Consider the following 15,731-nt stretch of genomic DNA (forward strand, 5'->3'; position numbering starts at 1 on the left):
CGCCGGGCTCATTGCGCCCAGTTCACCCACAGCACCATCAGCACCGTCATGAGCGCCGGTCCGATGAAGATGCCGATCAGCCCGAAGGTGGTCGCTCCGCCCAGGATGCCGAACAGCACGAGCAGAAACGGCAGGCGAGTGGAATTGCCGATCAGCACGGGCCGCACGAAATGCTCGGCGACGAACACCACCACGAAACCCCAGACGACGAGCGCGGCAGCGCCGACGAACGAACCCTGTATCAGGAGCCATAGCGCCGCGCCGCAAAACACGACGGGCGCGCAGAACGGCAGCATGGCCGCGATGGCGGTGACGGCGCCCAGCAGCGCCGCGTGCGGAACGCCGGTCGCGATATAGGCGGCGGTGAGCAGCACGCCCTCGCCCAGCCCCACGACGACGAGCCCGATGACCGTGCCGCGCACGGCAGCCGCCATGCGCGACAGGAGCTGGGCGCCGTCGGCACCGAAAGCGCGCAGCGCGCCGCGCATGACCGTGGCCGACAGGCGCGGCCCAGCCTGGAAAATCACGAACAGCGTGATGAGCATGAAAGCGAACGTCATCGTGGCGTGGGCGGCTTGCGCGCCGAAGTGGCGGCCGAACGAGACCATGGTGTCGCCGTGCAGGCTCTTCATCGCCGGAGAGGCCTTGAGCGGCTGAGCGAGATTGGCCTGCCACCAGTCGCTCACCTGACGGCTGCCTATGGGAAGCCGCGCGACAAAGTCGGGCACCGGCACGCCGTTTTGCTGGGCGTCGCGCAGCCACAGATAGAGCTCGTGGGCCTCCCCGCCCGCCCGGATGGCCGTGACCGCGATGGGCAGGAGCACGAGCAGGCCGATGGCGAGCGTGAGCAGGCTGGCGATCAGCGTCTTGCGGCCCCTGAACCATGCGCGGCGCTCGATCGCCTGATAGGCGGGCCACAGCACGATCGCGAACACGCTCGCCCACGCCACCGCGGGCAGAAACTCGCGCACGATCCACAGCGCGAGCAGCACGAGCGTGGCGAACAGCACCGCAGAGGCGGCGCGCTGGATTTTTTGCTCGCTTGCGGAGTTCGGAACAGGCGGACGTTGAATCATGTAACCTCTGGAAAGTTCAAAACAAGGGCTCCGGTTTCGAAGCTGCCTGAAGCTGTCTGAAGCTTGCTCACCACGCAAGTCAATCGCGCCGGGCCGCGCTTTTCTCAGATCCTCCTCCGTCCCGTCCGTTCCGTCCCCACCGCGAACATCCCGCCCGGCACCGCTTAACGAGCCCATCGATGTCGCGCCACGCACAACAGTGCGTTGCACAAATTCGCGACGTCGCCCCTCCATCGGCCGCAAACCCCCATTCCTTCGTGAATCGCCACGTGTCGCTGTGCAATTGTTGCTGATAATGGAATGGTGTTTCAACGGCGACACAATGGCACTTGTCAGCAAGCGGGTCTACATTCGCGGCAACCACACTTTCGGAGCCGACAATGAAGAAAAAAGCGTGCCTCTCGCTTGACGGAGCCAACGGTGAGCGCATCGAAATACTCGAGCAGACGGATACGGCGCTGGTGATCCGCTGGGTAGAGCCTGGGCGCTGTCATTATGGCGAGCAGCGCTGGCGCCGTCGCTCGGCGCATTCTTCGGGCACCTGCGCCGTATCGCGCCGCAAGATCCGCCGTGGCGACGCCGTGTTCAAGCCGGCCGAACGTCCCGCACCGCTCAACGCCTCCGTGATGATCGCCGCCGATGTATTCGGCGAGCTCATCGGCGCGGAACTGGCGCTGTAAGCACAGCGACGGCCTCAGCGCGGCGCGAGCGCGATAGCGCGCGCCGCGTGCCGCGGCGCGAAGCCCGCCGAGCGGGCGCACAACGCCGCCACGCGGGTGAGCACGTCGGGGTCGAAGGCCGCCGCGCGCGGGCCCGACCGGTCCACGTGCAAGAGCAGTTGCTCGCTGGCCGAGACCGGCTCGGCTCGCTCGCCGGCGTACATCTCGAGATAGAGGCGCGCCCGCTTCGCGTCGTGCTCGATCACGCGCACCTCGACGCGCACCTGCGCGCCCTCCTTGATCTCGTGCAGGTAGTTCAGGTGCGCTTCCAGCGTGTACATCGAGCGCCCGCGCGCATCGCGCTGCGCCGCGTCGAGACCGATGGCATCGAGCAGCGCGTCGGTCGCGTAGCTGTAGATCAACATGTAAAAGGCGTCGCGCAAGTGGCCGTTGTAATCGACCCACTCCGCGCGCACCGTGTCGTGATAGACCACGGGCGCTGTGTCGTTCGTCATCGTGTCTCCTCGTTGTCTATGTGCCTGCGGGCGCGAGCAGTGTAACCGCAGAATGCGAGCGGCCGCCGCGAACTCCACCCGCCCTGGCCTGCGCCCTTGCGCCGCCGTGCACACGCCGCGCCGCTGGGGTAAGGTTGAGCGCATGCGGCACGGCTGCCGCGCGTCTCGCGCGCCGTCCCGCCACCCTTGAATCGTCCTTCAACCGCCGCCCGCGCGCGGCGCTATGCGAGGCCCGGCCATGGCAGAAGACACGCCCCCGCTTCCGTTTCCTCCACAGCAGTTCTCGCTCGACGTGATGCTCGAGAAATACGCCAAAGGCGACGAGCAAACCGCCGACGACATCTATCGCCGTGTCGCACGCGGCGTCGCCCAGGTCGAGCCACCGGAGCTGCGCGCCGAGGTCGAGGCGCGTTTCGTCGACAACCTGCGCCACGGCGCGCTCGGCGCGGGGCGGATCATGAGCGCGGCGGGCGCCGGCATCGAAGCCACGTTGATCAACTGCTTCGTGCAGCCGGTGGGCGACAGCATCCAGGGGGTGGACGACGAGGGCCGCCCCGGCATCTACGTCGCGCTGCTGCAGGCCGCCGAAACCATGCGGCGCGGCGGCGGCGTGGGCTACAACTTCTCGGCGATCCGGCCGCGCGGCGCGCTCGTGAAGTCGACGGGATCGAGCGCATCGGGGCCGTGCAGCTATATCGACGTGTTCGACGCCTCGTGCCGCACCGTGGAAAGCGCAGGCTCGCGGCGCGGCGCGCAAATGGCCGTGCTCGACTGCGATCACCCCGACCTGCCCGAGTTCATCGAGGCCAAGCATTCGAAGGGGCGCTGGAACAACTTCAACGTCTCGGTGGCGGTCACCGACGCGTTTATGCACGCCGTGGAAAACGATGCGCCCTGGCAACTCGTGCATCGCGCCGAGCCCTCGCCCGCGCTGCGCGCCTCGGGCGACCTGCACCGGCGCGACGACGGCAACTGGGTCTACGCCGAACTACGCGCCCGCGCGCTGTGGGACGCGATCATGCGCTCGACCTACGACGTCGCCGAACCGGGCGTGGTGTTCATCTCGCGCATGAACGAGGACAACAACCTGCGCGCGCAGGAAGCGATCCGCGCGACCAACCCGTGCGGCGAGCAGCCGCTGCCCGCCTACGGGTGCTGCAACCTCGGGCCGCTCGACCTCACGCGCTTCGTGATCGAGCCGTTCGCGCAACTGCGCGGCCGCGGCGAATACAAAGACACCGATTTCGACTGGGACGCACTCGCCGAACGCACGCGCACCCAGGTGCGCTTTCTCGACGACGTGCTCGACGCCACGCTCTGGCCGCTGCCCGAGCAGCAGGCGGAAGCGGCGGCCAAGCGGCGCATCGGCGTGGGCTTCACGGGGCTCGGCGACACGCTCGTGATGCTCGGCATCCGCTATAACTCCGAGCAAGGCTGTGCATTCGGCGCACGCGTGGGACGCACGATGCGCGACGCCGCCTACCACGCTTCGGTCGAACTCGCGCGCGAGCGCGGCGCGTTTGCCCTCTTCGACGCCAATACCTATCTCGAAGCCGGCACCTTCGCCTCGCGCCTGCCCGACGATCTCAAGGGCGAGATCCGCGCGCATGGCATCCGCAACAGCCATCTGCTCTCCATCGCGCCCACGGGCACGGTGAGCCTCGCGTTCGCCGACAACGTCTCGAACGGCATCGAACCCGCGTTCTCGTGGACCTATCAGCGCACGCGCCGCATGGCAGACGGCAGCCGCGAGACCTTCAACGTCGAGGACCACGCGTGGCGCGTGTACCGCGAGCTGGGCGGCGACGTGAACGCACTGCCCGGGTACTTCGTGAGCGCGCTGGAAATGAGCGCGCAGGACCACGTGGCGATGATGGCGGCCGTGCAGCCCTATGTCGACACGTCGATCTCGAAGACCGTCAACGTCCCTGCCGACTATCCTTTCGAGGACTTCGAAAACCTCTATCTCGACGCATGGCGGCGCGGCCTGAAGGGACTCGCGACCTACCGGCCGAACGAGACGCTCGGCGCGGTTCTGCAAACGCTGCCGCCGCAAGCCGCGGCGCCTGCCGACGATGCGCTCGGCGATCTGCTGCTGGACCCGCTGCGCGTGGCGATCGATCATCGGCCAAAGGGCGAATTGCCCGCCGTGATCGAAAAGATCGAGTACATCACCCAGACCGGCAAGGTCTCGCTCTACGTGGCGGTCTCGTTCCTGGAGGTGACCGGCCACGTCGGCGGCGAAGCCGTGACGATCGAGCGGCCTATCGAATTCTTCATTCCCGTGGGCCAGCGCGATGAATCGCAGCAATGGATCACGGCGACGATGCGTTCGCTCTCACTGGCGGCGCGCGGCGGTTTCGTCGCGCGCAATCTGCAGGACTTGCGCAAGGTGTCATGGGATCGCGGCCAGGTGCGCTACGGCGAAACGCAGCGCCTCGACGGCCGGCGCATCCCGCTTTGGCACGACTCCGAAGTCGCGGCCATCGCCTACGCGATCCAGCAGATCCTGCATCGGCGCGGCTTTCTCGATGCCGAAGGGCGCCAGGTGCCGTCACGTCTGCTCGCGCAACTGCGCAGCGGCGCGTTGACCGGATCTGGGCAAGCGCAAGCGGACGTGGACCGAGCGCCACCGGCGGAACGTTCCGGCGATCAGGTGCTGGAACGCGACAACGCGCTGCCCGCCGACTCGCACCATGCCATGCCTCATGCGATGCTCGGGCGCAAATGCGGCTCGTGCGGGGCGAATGCCGTGATCCGCAAGGACGGCTGCGACTTCTGCACGGCGTGCGGAGAGATCGGGACGTGCGGCTGAGGTTTGGCGCTCACTTGCGGGGCGGCGTGCCAGCCGCCCTGCTCTCCTTGCCCGCCCTGAGGTACGTCGCAAATCCCTGAGCCAGCGCATTCGCCTCGCCGGCGCGCACGAGCCGGAGCACCTGCGATTCGTAAGGATTGCTGGACAATGGCCGAAACACCACGCGCCCGCTGCCCGTGGCCCCCAGCGCAGCCGGCACCAGCGCGATGCCCATGCCGAACTCCACCATCGTCACGACGGTTTGCCAGAGCCTTGCTTCGTGGCGGATCTGCGGGCTGAACCCCGCCTCCACGCAGGTCGCGATGATCTGGTCGTGATAGTGCGGCGACACCGAACGCGGAAACAGGATGAACGGGTCGAGCGCGAGCGTCGCGAGCTCGATGCGGCGCTGGCGTGCGAGCCGATGCGCAACCGGCAGACAGCAGAGGAACGGCTCCGAAAACAGCACCTCTGATTGCGTCTCGGCCGGAAAGCGCCCCCAGTGCGCAAAGCCGAGATCGATCTGCAAACGCTGCAGCGCCTGCACCTGCTCCGCCGTGTTCATCTCCCGCAGCACGACTTCCACCGCTGGATGATCGGCCTCGAAACGCCGCACCGCCTCGGGCAGCCCGCGATAGAGCATCGAATTGACGAAACCGATGCGCAGCCGCCCCGCCAGCCCGTGCGCGGAACGCGCCGCGATGCGCCGCACTTCGTCGGCCTGCTCCAGCAGCCGCCGCGCCTCTTCGAGCAACACGTTGCCCGCGTTGGTCAGCGCCACCGCCTTGTTGGTGCGCTCGAGCAGTTGCACGCCTAGCTGTTCCTCGAACTTGCGAATATCGAAGCTGAGCGCCGGCTGCGAGATGAACAGCCGACGCGCGGCGCGGCCGAAGTGCAGTTCCTCGGCCACGGCCACGAAATAGCGCAGTTGTTTGAGTTCCATGGCGATTCCCCGGGCGTTTTGATCAATAGATGGCCCTTATCGTACATGACATCCTTTGTATTGGACCGTTATCGATGCCGTGCCTAAGCTACGCCGAATCGCAGAGCACAAAACGGAGACAGCACAAGATGAACGATCGCCCCGCCTTCGCCACGCCAGCTACAAACGCCACATACGCGAGCCCAGCAAACTCCGCCAGCGGCGCGGCGAACATTCCCGATAGCCGCGGCATCAACTTCTACACGAGCGATCCCGGCTTCGCGCCTCTTTTGCGCAGCTATCTCGGCGACGCCGCATTCCGCGCGATCGAGACGCAACTCGTCTCGCTAGGCCAGCGCGCATCCGACGAACTCGACACGCTTGCGCTAGCGGCCGACAAGCACCCGCCCACGCTCGAACAACGCACGCGCAGCGGCGAAGCGATCCAGCGCATCGACAAGCATCCCGACTACGTGGCGCTCGAACGCGTCGCTTATGCGGAACTCGGCCTCGCGGCCATGAGCCATCGCGAGAACGCGCCCGCGCCGCTCGTCAAATACGCGCTCACGTACCTGTTCGTGCAGGCCGAGTTCGGCCTGTGCTGCCCGGTCAGCATGACCGACTCGCTCACGCGCACGCTGCGCCGCTTCGGCTCGCCCGAACTCATCGCGCGCTATCTGCCGATGCTCGCCTCGCAGGACTTCGACACGCTGTACCAGGGCGCGATGTTCATGACGGAGCAGGCCGCGGGCTCGGACGTGGCGCGCATTGCCACACGCGCCACGCGCGAGCGCGGCGCGAATGGCGAGGACGTGTGGCGTCTTTACGGCGACAAGTGGTTCTGCTCGAATGCCGACGCCGATCTCGCGATGGTGCTCGCGCGCCCCGACGACGCGCCGCCCGGCATCAAGGGCCTCGCCCTCTTCCTGCTGCCGAAGAAACTGCCCGACGGCACGCGCAACAGCTATCGCATCGTGCGTCTCAAGGACAAGCTCGGCAGCCGCTCGATGGCAAGCGGCGAGATCGTGCTGGAAGGCGCGCAGGCCTGGCTGATCGGCGAAGTGGGCCGCGGCTTTCATCAGATGGCGGACATGATCAATATGTCGCGTCTCTCGAACGGCGTGCGCGCGGCGGGCCTCATGCGCCGCGCCGTGACCGAAGCGCTGCACGTGGCGCGCAACCGCGAGGCGTTCGGCCGCAAGCTCATCGACATGCCGTTGATGCAGCGCCAACTGCTCAAGATGATGCTGCCCGCCGAGCAGGCGCGCTCGATGTTCATGCGCATCGCCACACTGCTCGCACGAGCCGACCACGGTGACGAACGCGCGGCGAAATGCGTGCGCATCCTCACGCCGCTCATCAAGTTCCGCGCCTGCCGCGACGCGCGCCGCGTGACCGGCGACGCGATGGAAGTGCGCGGCGGCGTGGGCTATATCGAGGAATGGAGCGACCCGCGCCTCGTGCGCGACGCGCACCTGGGCTCGATCTGGGAAGGCACGAGCAATATCGTCGCACTCGACGTGGCGCGCGCGGCGAAGCGCGAGGGCGCGCTCGAAGCGCTGACGCAGTACGTGCATGAAGCGCTGACCGAATGCGGCCTGCACGCGACGAGCGCAACACTCCTGCGCCGCATGTTCGACCGCTCGGGCGCGGCGCTCATGAGCGTGGCCGAATGCGGCCGCGACGAGTCGGTGCGCCAGGCCGCGAGCGCGCTCTATCACGCCACCACGGCCGCCTTCATGGCCTGCGAAGCGGCGCAGGTTTCGCGCAGCGCCGCCGATTATCGACGCCTCGCGCTCGCGCATCTGCTCGTGCGCCACAAGCTGCTGCCGCGCGACCCGCTCGCGCTCGACGAGCGCGACGAAAACGCCACAACGCTGCGCGCCCTCGTGGAAGAACACGTGCTTCCCCTGGATCAGGCCATGCAACTGATGCCCGCGCAGTGAGGTTGCACGCCATGAACATTCCAGAGGAATCCAGATCAACCATTGTCAACGGCGCGTTGCACGGCCTGCGCGTCATCGACCTGAGCCGCGTGCTGGGCGGCCCGTACTGCACCCAGGCGCTCGCCGACCACGGCGCCGACGTCATCAAGCTCGAACCGCCCGGCGGCGACGAAACGCGCGGTTGGGGGCCGCCCTTCGTGGGCGATACCGCCTCGTACTACGTGGGCGTGAACCGGAACAAGCAGGGCATCGCCGTCGATCTCGCGCACGAGGAAGGCCGCGAGATCCTCTGGCAATTGCTCGAAGGCGCGGACGTGCTCGTCGAAAACTTCAAGCCGGGAACGCTCGCGCGCTGGGGCATGGACTACCAGCGCGACTTGCGCCCGCGCTTTCCACGCCTGATTCACTGCGCGATCTCCGGCTTCGGCGCGGACGGCCCGCTAGGCGGGCTGCCCGGCTACGACGCCGTCATCCAGGCCATGGCCGGGCTCATGAGCGTGAATGGCGAGCGCGATGGCCCCGCGCTTCGCATCGGCTTGCCCATCGTCGACATGGTCACGGGCCTGAACGCACTCGCCGGCATTCTGCTCGCGCTGGCCGAACGCGAAAAGAGCGGGCTCGGGCAGTCGGTGGACATCGCGCTCTACGATTGCGGCGTGTCGCTCCTGCACCCGCATCTGCCGAACTATTTCGGCAACGGCCGCACGCCCCAGCGCAGCGGCAACGCGCACCCGAACATCGCGCCCTACGACAGCTACGCGACCGGCAGCGCACCCATTTTCCTCGCGGTGGGCAACGACCGCCAGTTCGCCAGGCTCTGTGCGCACCTGGGCATACCCGATCTCGCCGACGACCCGCGCTTCGCCGACAATCGCAGCCGCTGCGCGCATCGCCCGGAGCTCAAGGCCGCGCTCGAAGCACGGCTCGCCGCGCACGAGTGCGAGCCGCTCGCGCGCGACCTGATCAACGCCGGTGTGCCGTGCGGGCCGGTGCAGACCGTCGACGCCGTGGCCGCGCATCCGCACACGCGGCACCGCCGCATGATCGTCGAGATGGAAGGCTATCGCGGCACGGGCGCGCCGGTGAAGCTCTCGCGCACACCGCCGACTTATCGCAAGTGTCCGCCTGCGCTCGGCGCCGACACGCGCGCCGTGATGGACGCACTCGGCATCGACGCTGCCACCCAGCAACGCCTTCTCGAATCCGGCATCGTGAAGGAATCCGAAATAGTGGCGACTCCATAGCGTTTCGCACGACGACAATCGCGCGAAGGCGGCCAGCCGCCCGCGTCTACGCAGTAGCCGCGATCGCCGCTATCAGGCCGTTCAGCGCGACACGCCAAGCTTCGCTGTGGGGGCCGTGGGTAAGCAGCGCACCGACCACTTGACGATGCAACGCGTCGCGTTGCGGTCCCGCAGGCAGGATGGTGCCGAAGCCGGTAAGCGATTGCGCGAGCGGCACGCTCCCGGTATCGCGAGTCAGCGCTTGCAGCAACGCTTGCCCCGCTTCGGGCACGGCGGCAATCATGAGCATGCGCTCTTCCCAGACCACGAAGCGGGCGAGCCGCGCGAGCAGACTTTCGTTTCCCGCACCGTCTTTGGCAACCGCCGTCGCGACGAAGGCCGGCGTGCGGTCCAGCCATTCGACGAGACGCGCGGCTTCCATCGGCTTCGCGATGCCGTAACCCTGCGCGCCGTCCACCCCGAGAATCGTGAGCGCATTGAGGAGGTCGAGCGTGTCAATGCCTTCGGCAAGCACGAGCCGGCCCAGCGAATGGCCAAGACGCGTCAACTGATAGATCACGCGCAGCGTATTCAATTGGTCGTCGCCACTCACCTTCACCATCTCGCGGTCGAGCTTGATCCAGTCGAACGGCACTTCGCGCAGGCGCGTGAGGCCGCTGTGTCCCGCGCCGAGATCGTCCTGCGCGAGCAGCACGCCCAGCTCGCGGAACTTCGCGAGAATGGCGCTCTGACCCTGGCTCAGCGAAAGCGCTTCGTTCTCCAGAACTTCCAGCGTGAGCCGCACGGCGGGGCAACGGTGCCTCGCCAGGGCGGCGCGGGTGGACTCGTAGTAGCGGATATCGTTCAGCGCCGCCGGCGGCAGGTTGATCGACACTTCCAGATCGCGGCCTTCGGCATGCCAGCGCACACGGTCGGCGAGCGCCTCGTCGAGGCCGCGCGCGAAGAGGGCCAGCAGGTCGTCGGAGGAGAGCGCTGGGAGAAATTCGTCCGGCAGCAGCAGCCGCTCACCGTCGCGCAGGCGTGCCAGCGCCTCCACCTTGCTGGCCGTCCCCGTTGCCAGGCTGAGCAGCGGCTGATAGTGCATTTCCAGCGCGCCGGTGCGCACGAGCGCCGCCCAATGCTGGCGCACGTTTATCGGCACGGCGGCGCTCATGCCGTCGTGGGTCCGGATACGCATCGTGGCGCAGCCGAGCAGCGTTTGCAGCAGATCGACGAACGCCACCTGATTGGGCCCGACGAAGCCGCCCGGAAACGCGCTATACAAACTGAGCACGGCGAGTGGCGCCTGTCCCGGCGCAGCGAGCGGAATCGCCACTGAAGAGCGCACGCCTTCGCGCGCCGCGAGATCGCGCCACGCCACGACGAGCGGGTCGGTCTGGTAGTTGACCACGCGCTCGGCCTTGCCGCTGCGCCACGCGCGGCCAATGGCGCCTTGCCCCTGGGGGTGATCGGCGCGCACGCTGACTTCGTGATCGTGCGCGGCGAGCACGTCGAGCATGCCGCTTTCGGTCTTGCCGCCCGCACCGGCCTCGAAATGAAAAATGCCCGCTTCGTCGGGCCGGCCGATCGTGCAGGCGGCCACTTCCTCGTGAGCCGCCAGCGTGGCGATCACCTGGTCGATGAAATTCGTATAGCTGCCCGCTTCCCAAACGAGACGCGTGATGCGCAACAGCGCCTCCTGCTGCGAATCCTGCACGTCCTGGTAGGCTTTGAGTTGCCACGCGAGGTCGGACGTGAGGCGCCGCGCGTAGAGCGAGAGCTGCTGCGCACTCACGGAGCGGCCCACTTCCGCGTAAAGCACTTCGTGGAGAATGCCGCGGCTGCGTACGAGCTCTTCCTTGTCGAGCCCGACGATGGCGTGGATACGGCCGATACGCTGCGCCATTTCCTCGTGCTCGCGCGCGGTCAGGCCGAAATCGGCGAGCGCGAGGAGATTCTGAATTTGCCGCGACTTCAGATGCGCGAGTTCCGCGCCCGAGAGCATTTCGAGAATGCGGCGGGACTTGGGCAGGCGGCCCAACTCTTCATAGAAGCGGTTCACCACGTGGGCCGCGCGCTCTTGCAGCGCGCCGATCAGCGTTTTCATTGTTGAGCCTTTGAGATCCCCGCGCCGGTGTCACGGCCCAATGTCGGTATCGAATCGATGGAATACCGCGCACTCAACGTGCACAACGCGGCGTCACACGGCCGTCACGTAGCGCGGCGGCAGGACTTCCACGCGTGGCGCCGCAGCGGCCGCCGCCGCGTCGCGCACGAGTCGCATCTGGTCGGCGGGCGTCATGCCGAACAGGCGCTTGAACTCGCGGCTGAACTGCGACGCGCTTTCATAGCCCACGCGCGTGGCCGCCGCGCTCACGGTCAGGCCGTCGTGCGTGATCAGCAGGCGCGCGTGATGCAGGCGCGTGGTCTTCACATACTGCATCGGCGAGGTCGACGTGACTGCCTTGAAATGCGCGTGAAAGACAGCGAGGCTCATGCCCGCCTCGGACGCGAGCGTCTCGACGTCGAGGTCGTCGCGGTAGTCGGTGTGAATGCGCCGCAGCGCCTTCGCGATGCGCCCGAAATGATGTTGATGCGTGAGCGCCGCGCGAATCGCATCGCCCTGCTCGCCCATGAGCACGCGATAGCAGATTTCGCGCACGATCGAAGGCCCGAGAATGCGCGCCTCGTGAGGCTGCGCTAGCGCCTCGAGCAGGCGCAGCACGGCATTCGAGAGCGTCGCGTCGAGCGGCGTGGCGTAGATGCCCGAGGGCTCGGACACGGGGCGGCGCGGATCGTCGAGCGCCATGAGCAGCTCGGCGACGGTCGTGAGATCGACGCGAATCGAGATCGCGAGAATCGGCTTCTCGGGGCTCGCCTCGGTCTCGCATTCGAACGGCATCGGCACGGAAAGGACGAGATACTGCTGCGCGTCGTAAATGAAGATCTGATCGCCGAGAAAGCCGCGCTTGCGCCCCTGGCAAACGATGAAGATGCTCGGTTCGTACATCACCGGCTGGCGCGGGTGGCTCTTGCTGCCGCGATAGAGCCGAACGCCTTCGACCGCCGTGGCGTGCACGCCGTCGCGCTGCGTGATTTGCATGAGCAGGTCGACCGTGCGCGCCTGCGTGGCGGCCGCCGGCGCGATGGCCGCCGCGGCGAGGGTTTTGACGTAGCCCATATCGGTTGTGCCCCAAAAGAGTCGGTCAGGCAGAGAAACAGGCTTGCCAATCTATCACCGAACCCGCAGTTTTGCTTCGCGCCAGGAGAATCAGGCAAGTCTTCGATAGCTTCAGGTATTCCCTGGGTGGGCCTCGATCCTTACGATGGGAACCCTGCCGCAACCCCCATGCAACGCGCTGCACCGACCACCACGGCATGGGACTGGAGTAAGGGCTAAAGCCCGACTTCGCATCGACACAGGAGCCAACATGTACCCGACCTACGGATATGCCGCCCGCGACGCCGCCTCGCCGCTCGCCCCGTTCGAATTCCAGCGCCGCGACCTGCGCGAACTCGACGTTCGCATCGACGTGCTGTTCTGCGGCGTATGCCATTCCGACCTGCACCAGGCGCGCGACGAATGGCACAACACGATGTACCCGGTCGTGCCGGGCCACGAGATCGTCGGCCGCGTGGCCGAGGTCGGCAAGGGCGTCACGCAGTACAAGGTGGGCCAGCTGGTCGGCGTGGGCTGTCTCGTCGACTCGTGCCGCACCTGCCCGAGCTGCGCCGAAGGCCTCGAACAGTATTGCGAGAACGGCTGGGTCGGCACCTACAACGGCAACGACCGCGTGAGCGGCGACGTGACCTACGGCGGCTATTCCACGCAGCTCGTGGTGGACGAAGCGTTCGTGCTGCGCGTGCCCGAGAACCTCGACGCCGCCGCGGCCGCGCCGCTCCTGTGCGCGGGCATCACCACGTATTCGCCGCTGCGCACGTGGGGCGCGGGCCCCGGCAAGAAGGTCGGCATCGTGGGCCTCGGCGGACTCGGCCACATGGGCGTGAAGATCGCGCATGCCATGGGCGCGCACGTCGTGCTGTTCACCACGTCGCCTTCGAAGATCGAGGACGGCAAGCGGCTCGGCGCCGACGAAGTCGTCATCTCGAAGGACCCGGAGCAAATGGCGAAGCACGCCAACAGCTTCGACCTGATCGTGAACACGGTGGCCGCCCAGCACGACCTCAACCCGTTCCTCGCGCTGCTGCGCCGTGACGGCACGATGACACTGGTGGGCGCGCCCGAGCACGATCACCCGTCGCCGCAAGTGTTCAACCTCATCATGAAGCGCCGGCGTCTCGCGGGCTCGCTGATCGGCGGCATTGCAGAAACCCAGGAAATGCTGGACTTCTGCGGCAAGCATGGCATTACTTCGGATATCGAATTGATCAGGATGCAGGACATCAACAACGCGTACGAGCGCATGCTCAAGAGCGATGTGAAGTACCGCTTCGTGATCGACCTCGATTCGCTGCGCAAGTAACAAGCGCTGCGCACCCTGACGTAACACCCTGCCCCGCCGGGCCGTCCATTCAGGATGGCCCGCCAGCCCTTCCGCTTCGAGGCCTCCCTTTTTTGGCCTCCCGTAGTCGAGCCGGCGCCCGCGCGCGCCGCCACCTGATCGTCCTCGCCGTTTGACCGCCGCGCGTCGCTTTCCGCGAGACGCCGGCACCGCGCAGCAGCGCTACGCGGCTCACCCTTTTTCAGCAGCAACGCGGATTTCGTTCAAGCCTCAAGCCCATTCTCAGGAGCTAGCCCGTGATCGACCGCATCCAGGCGATGCGCACGTTTATCCGCATCGTCGACACCAACAGTTTCACCAAAGCCGCGCAGTCGCTCGATATGCCCCGCGCCAGCGCAACCACGCTGATGCAAAACCTCGAATCGCTGCTTGGCACGCAGTTGCTCGTGCGCACCACCCGGCGCCTTTCGCTGACGCCCGAAGGCGCCGCCTATTACGAGCGCGCCGCGCAAATCCTCGCCGACATCGACGATGCCGAAGCGAGCGTGCGCCAGTCGCCCGGCGCGATCGGCGGCCGCCTGCGCGTGGAGATGCCTGGCCTGATCGCGAACGCGATCGTGCTGCCCGCGCTCGACGACTTCCACGCGCGCTACCCGCAGATCGACCTCGTGATCGGCGTGAGCCTGCGCAACGTCGATCTCGTCGGCGAAGGCGTGGATTGCAGCATCCAGCTCGGCGAGCTGCCCGACTCCGGGCTCGCGGCGCGGCGCCTTGGCGTGCTGGAGCACGTGACCTGCGCGAGCCCCGCCTGGCTCGCGCGGCACGACGCGCCGCAGACGCTCGACGACCTCGCGCGGACTCCGGTCGTCAACTTTCTCTCGCCGCTCACGGGCCGCCCGTTCGAGTTCGACTTCGAAGTGGACGGCAGCCCGACCAAGGTGAAGGTGGATGGCTTCGTCCATGTCTCCGACGAGTTCGCCTACCTCACCTGCGGCCTGCAGGGCTACGGGCTGATCCAGCCGCCGCTGCTCGCCGCGCAGCCGTACCTGGACAGCGGCGCGCTGCGCGAGGTGCTGCCGCAATGGAAGCCGCTGCCCACACCGGTTTCGGTGGCGTACGTGAAGTCGCGCCAGGTGTCGCCCCGCGTGCGCGTGTTCGTGGACTGGCTCGCGGAGCTGTTCGAGGACGCGGGCGCGATCAATCGCGATCTGTCACGTGTGCGGCAGTTGCTGGGCGGCCTGCAGCCGGCGCCGGCCTGAACGTGGCGCCTCAGCGCGGCCGGGTGAGCGCCATGCCCCGCCGCGCATGAAACCGCGCGACGGTTTCATAAGGCAGCCAGGCGTCAGCCTGATACGGGGCGATGCCCGATGGATTGTGAAACCACACGCCGCCGTCGCCGCGGCCGTGCAGCAGGATCAGGTGGCCGCCCTGGCTGACATTGGGCCGCTCGGGGTAGCGGATCTCGGGGCTCACGGAGACGATCGCGAGCGTATCCGCATCGAGGCGCGCGGCGCTCGCCTCGATGCCCTCGTCGGTCATCACCTCCACGCGCACGCCGAACGCGGCCTGCACCCACGCGGCGAACGGCCGGTAGATCAGGCCGTCCACGCCGCCATCGTCGCGCACGCGGTACACGCCGTGACGCAGCGCCTCCTCGAGCAGTTGCGCGCGCGGCGCGTGCGCAATACCCCAATAATCGAGCGCCGATTCGAAGCAGGTCAGGCCGCACAGACGCTTGGCCCAGAACCGATAGTCGTCGGCGTGCGCGAAGCCGCTCATCCGCCAGCCCGGGTCGTCGCACGGGTCGGCGCCGCGCTCGACGATGGGCGCCACCCACTCGGCGCGCCCCCACTGGCTGTAATACGGCACGGCTCGATGCCGCCACGTCCCGCCATTGCGACCGGTGTGCCCGCGGTGCCCGTCGTCCAAGCGATACCCCTCGTCGTTGTAAGGTTGATGCCCGCGCGCCGGCGCCCGGCGTACAGAATCGTGCATCTTCGCAGGCTCGCGCCGTACCTGCAACGCCGCGAGCCGCGAAAGCCCCGGGTGTCATTGGCGGCGAACTTCTGGCGGCGAACTTTCGCTTGCATCGCCGCTTTTCGGAGCCGGATTAGGATTGGCTAAAATAGCAGT

General features: G+C 67.3%; 12 protein-coding genes. 6 read left to right on the top strand and 6 right to left on the bottom strand.

What is annotated here, in order from left to right; translation table 11 throughout:
* Positions 1 to 8: 8 nt before the first annotated feature.
* Positions 9 to 1,076, bottom strand: a complete 1,068-nt coding sequence (locus VSR34_RS24400; protein WP_342963770.1) for an AI-2E family transporter — start codon at positions 1,074 to 1,076, stop codon at positions 9 to 11.
* A gap of 380 nt (positions 1,077 to 1,456) precedes the next feature.
* Between VSR34_RS24400 and VSR34_RS24405 the strand changes: the two genes are divergently transcribed.
* A complete protein-coding gene (locus VSR34_RS24405) occupies positions 1,457 to 1,756 on the top strand; it encodes a DUF3331 domain-containing protein (RefSeq protein ID WP_028214522.1) in 300 nt (99 codons plus the stop codon).
* A 14-nt stretch (positions 1,757 to 1,770) separates the two neighbouring features.
* On the opposite strand, the gene VSR34_RS24410 is transcribed toward VSR34_RS24405, so the two are convergent.
* On the bottom strand, positions 1,771 to 2,250 hold the full coding sequence (locus tag VSR34_RS24410) for a thioesterase family protein (protein ID WP_028214521.1): 480 nt from the start codon (positions 2,248 to 2,250) through the stop codon (positions 1,771 to 1,773).
* A 238-nt stretch (positions 2,251 to 2,488) separates the two neighbouring features.
* Here VSR34_RS24410 and VSR34_RS24415 point away from each other — a divergent pair, with 238 nt between their 5' ends.
* A complete protein-coding gene (locus tag VSR34_RS24415) occupies positions 2,489 to 5,065 on the top strand; it encodes an adenosylcobalamin-dependent ribonucleoside-diphosphate reductase (protein WP_028214520.1) in 2,577 nt (858 codons plus the stop codon).
* A gap of 10 nt (positions 5,066 to 5,075) precedes the next feature.
* Here the strand turns inward: VSR34_RS24415 and VSR34_RS24420 are convergent, their stop codons facing one another.
* Positions 5,076 to 5,987: a LysR family transcriptional regulator gene (locus VSR34_RS24420; RefSeq protein WP_028214519.1), complete on the bottom strand. Its 912-nt coding sequence runs from the start codon at positions 5,985 to 5,987 to the stop codon at positions 5,076 to 5,078.
* Positions 5,988 to 6,115: 128 nt separating this feature from the next.
* Here VSR34_RS24420 and VSR34_RS24425 point away from each other — a divergent pair, with 128 nt between their 5' ends.
* Positions 6,116 to 7,912 carry an acyl-CoA dehydrogenase family protein gene (locus tag VSR34_RS24425; protein ID WP_051391132.1) on the top strand — a complete coding sequence of 599 codons (1,797 nt, stop codon included), beginning with the start codon at positions 6,116 to 6,118 and terminating at the stop codon, positions 7,910 to 7,912.
* Positions 7,913 to 7,923: 11 nt separating this feature from the next.
* Entirely contained in the window at positions 7,924 to 9,156 is a 1,233-nt protein-coding gene (locus VSR34_RS24430; protein ID WP_051391133.1) for a CaiB/BaiF CoA-transferase family protein, read from the top strand.
* A gap of 46 nt (positions 9,157 to 9,202) precedes the next feature.
* Here the strand turns inward: VSR34_RS24430 and VSR34_RS24435 are convergent, their stop codons facing one another.
* Positions 9,203 to 11,242: an EAL domain-containing protein gene (locus VSR34_RS24435; protein ID WP_342963771.1), complete on the bottom strand. Its 2,040-nt coding sequence runs from the start codon at positions 11,240 to 11,242 to the stop codon at positions 9,203 to 9,205.
* A 93-nt stretch (positions 11,243 to 11,335) separates the two neighbouring features.
* Positions 11,336 to 12,316 (bottom strand): AraC family transcriptional regulator, encoded by a 981-nt coding sequence (locus VSR34_RS24440; protein ID WP_342963772.1) that lies wholly within the window; start codon positions 12,314 to 12,316, stop codon positions 11,336 to 11,338.
* Between the two features lie 250 nt (positions 12,317 to 12,566).
* On the opposite strand from VSR34_RS24440, the gene VSR34_RS24445 reads away from it, so the two are divergent.
* Positions 12,567 to 13,619, top strand: a complete 1,053-nt coding sequence (locus VSR34_RS24445; protein ID WP_028232019.1) for an NAD(P)-dependent alcohol dehydrogenase — start codon at positions 12,567 to 12,569, stop codon at positions 13,617 to 13,619.
* Positions 13,620 to 13,894: 275 nt separating this feature from the next.
* Positions 13,895 to 14,857, top strand: a complete 963-nt coding sequence (locus VSR34_RS24450) for a LysR family transcriptional regulator (protein ID WP_028214515.1) — start codon at positions 13,895 to 13,897, stop codon at positions 14,855 to 14,857.
* Positions 14,858 to 14,867: 10 nt separating this feature from the next.
* Here VSR34_RS24450 and VSR34_RS24455 read toward each other — a convergent pair whose 3' ends face one another.
* Complete coding sequence (locus VSR34_RS24455; protein ID WP_042291036.1) at positions 14,868 to 15,527, bottom strand: C39 family peptidase; 660 nt, start codon at positions 15,525 to 15,527, stop codon at positions 14,868 to 14,870.
* Positions 15,528 to 15,731: the final 204 nt, after the last annotated feature.

This window comes from Paraburkholderia sp. JHI2823, assembly GCF_038900695.1.
In the GTDB taxonomy this organism is placed as follows: domain Bacteria; phylum Pseudomonadota; class Gammaproteobacteria; order Burkholderiales; family Burkholderiaceae; genus Paraburkholderia; species Paraburkholderia mimosarum.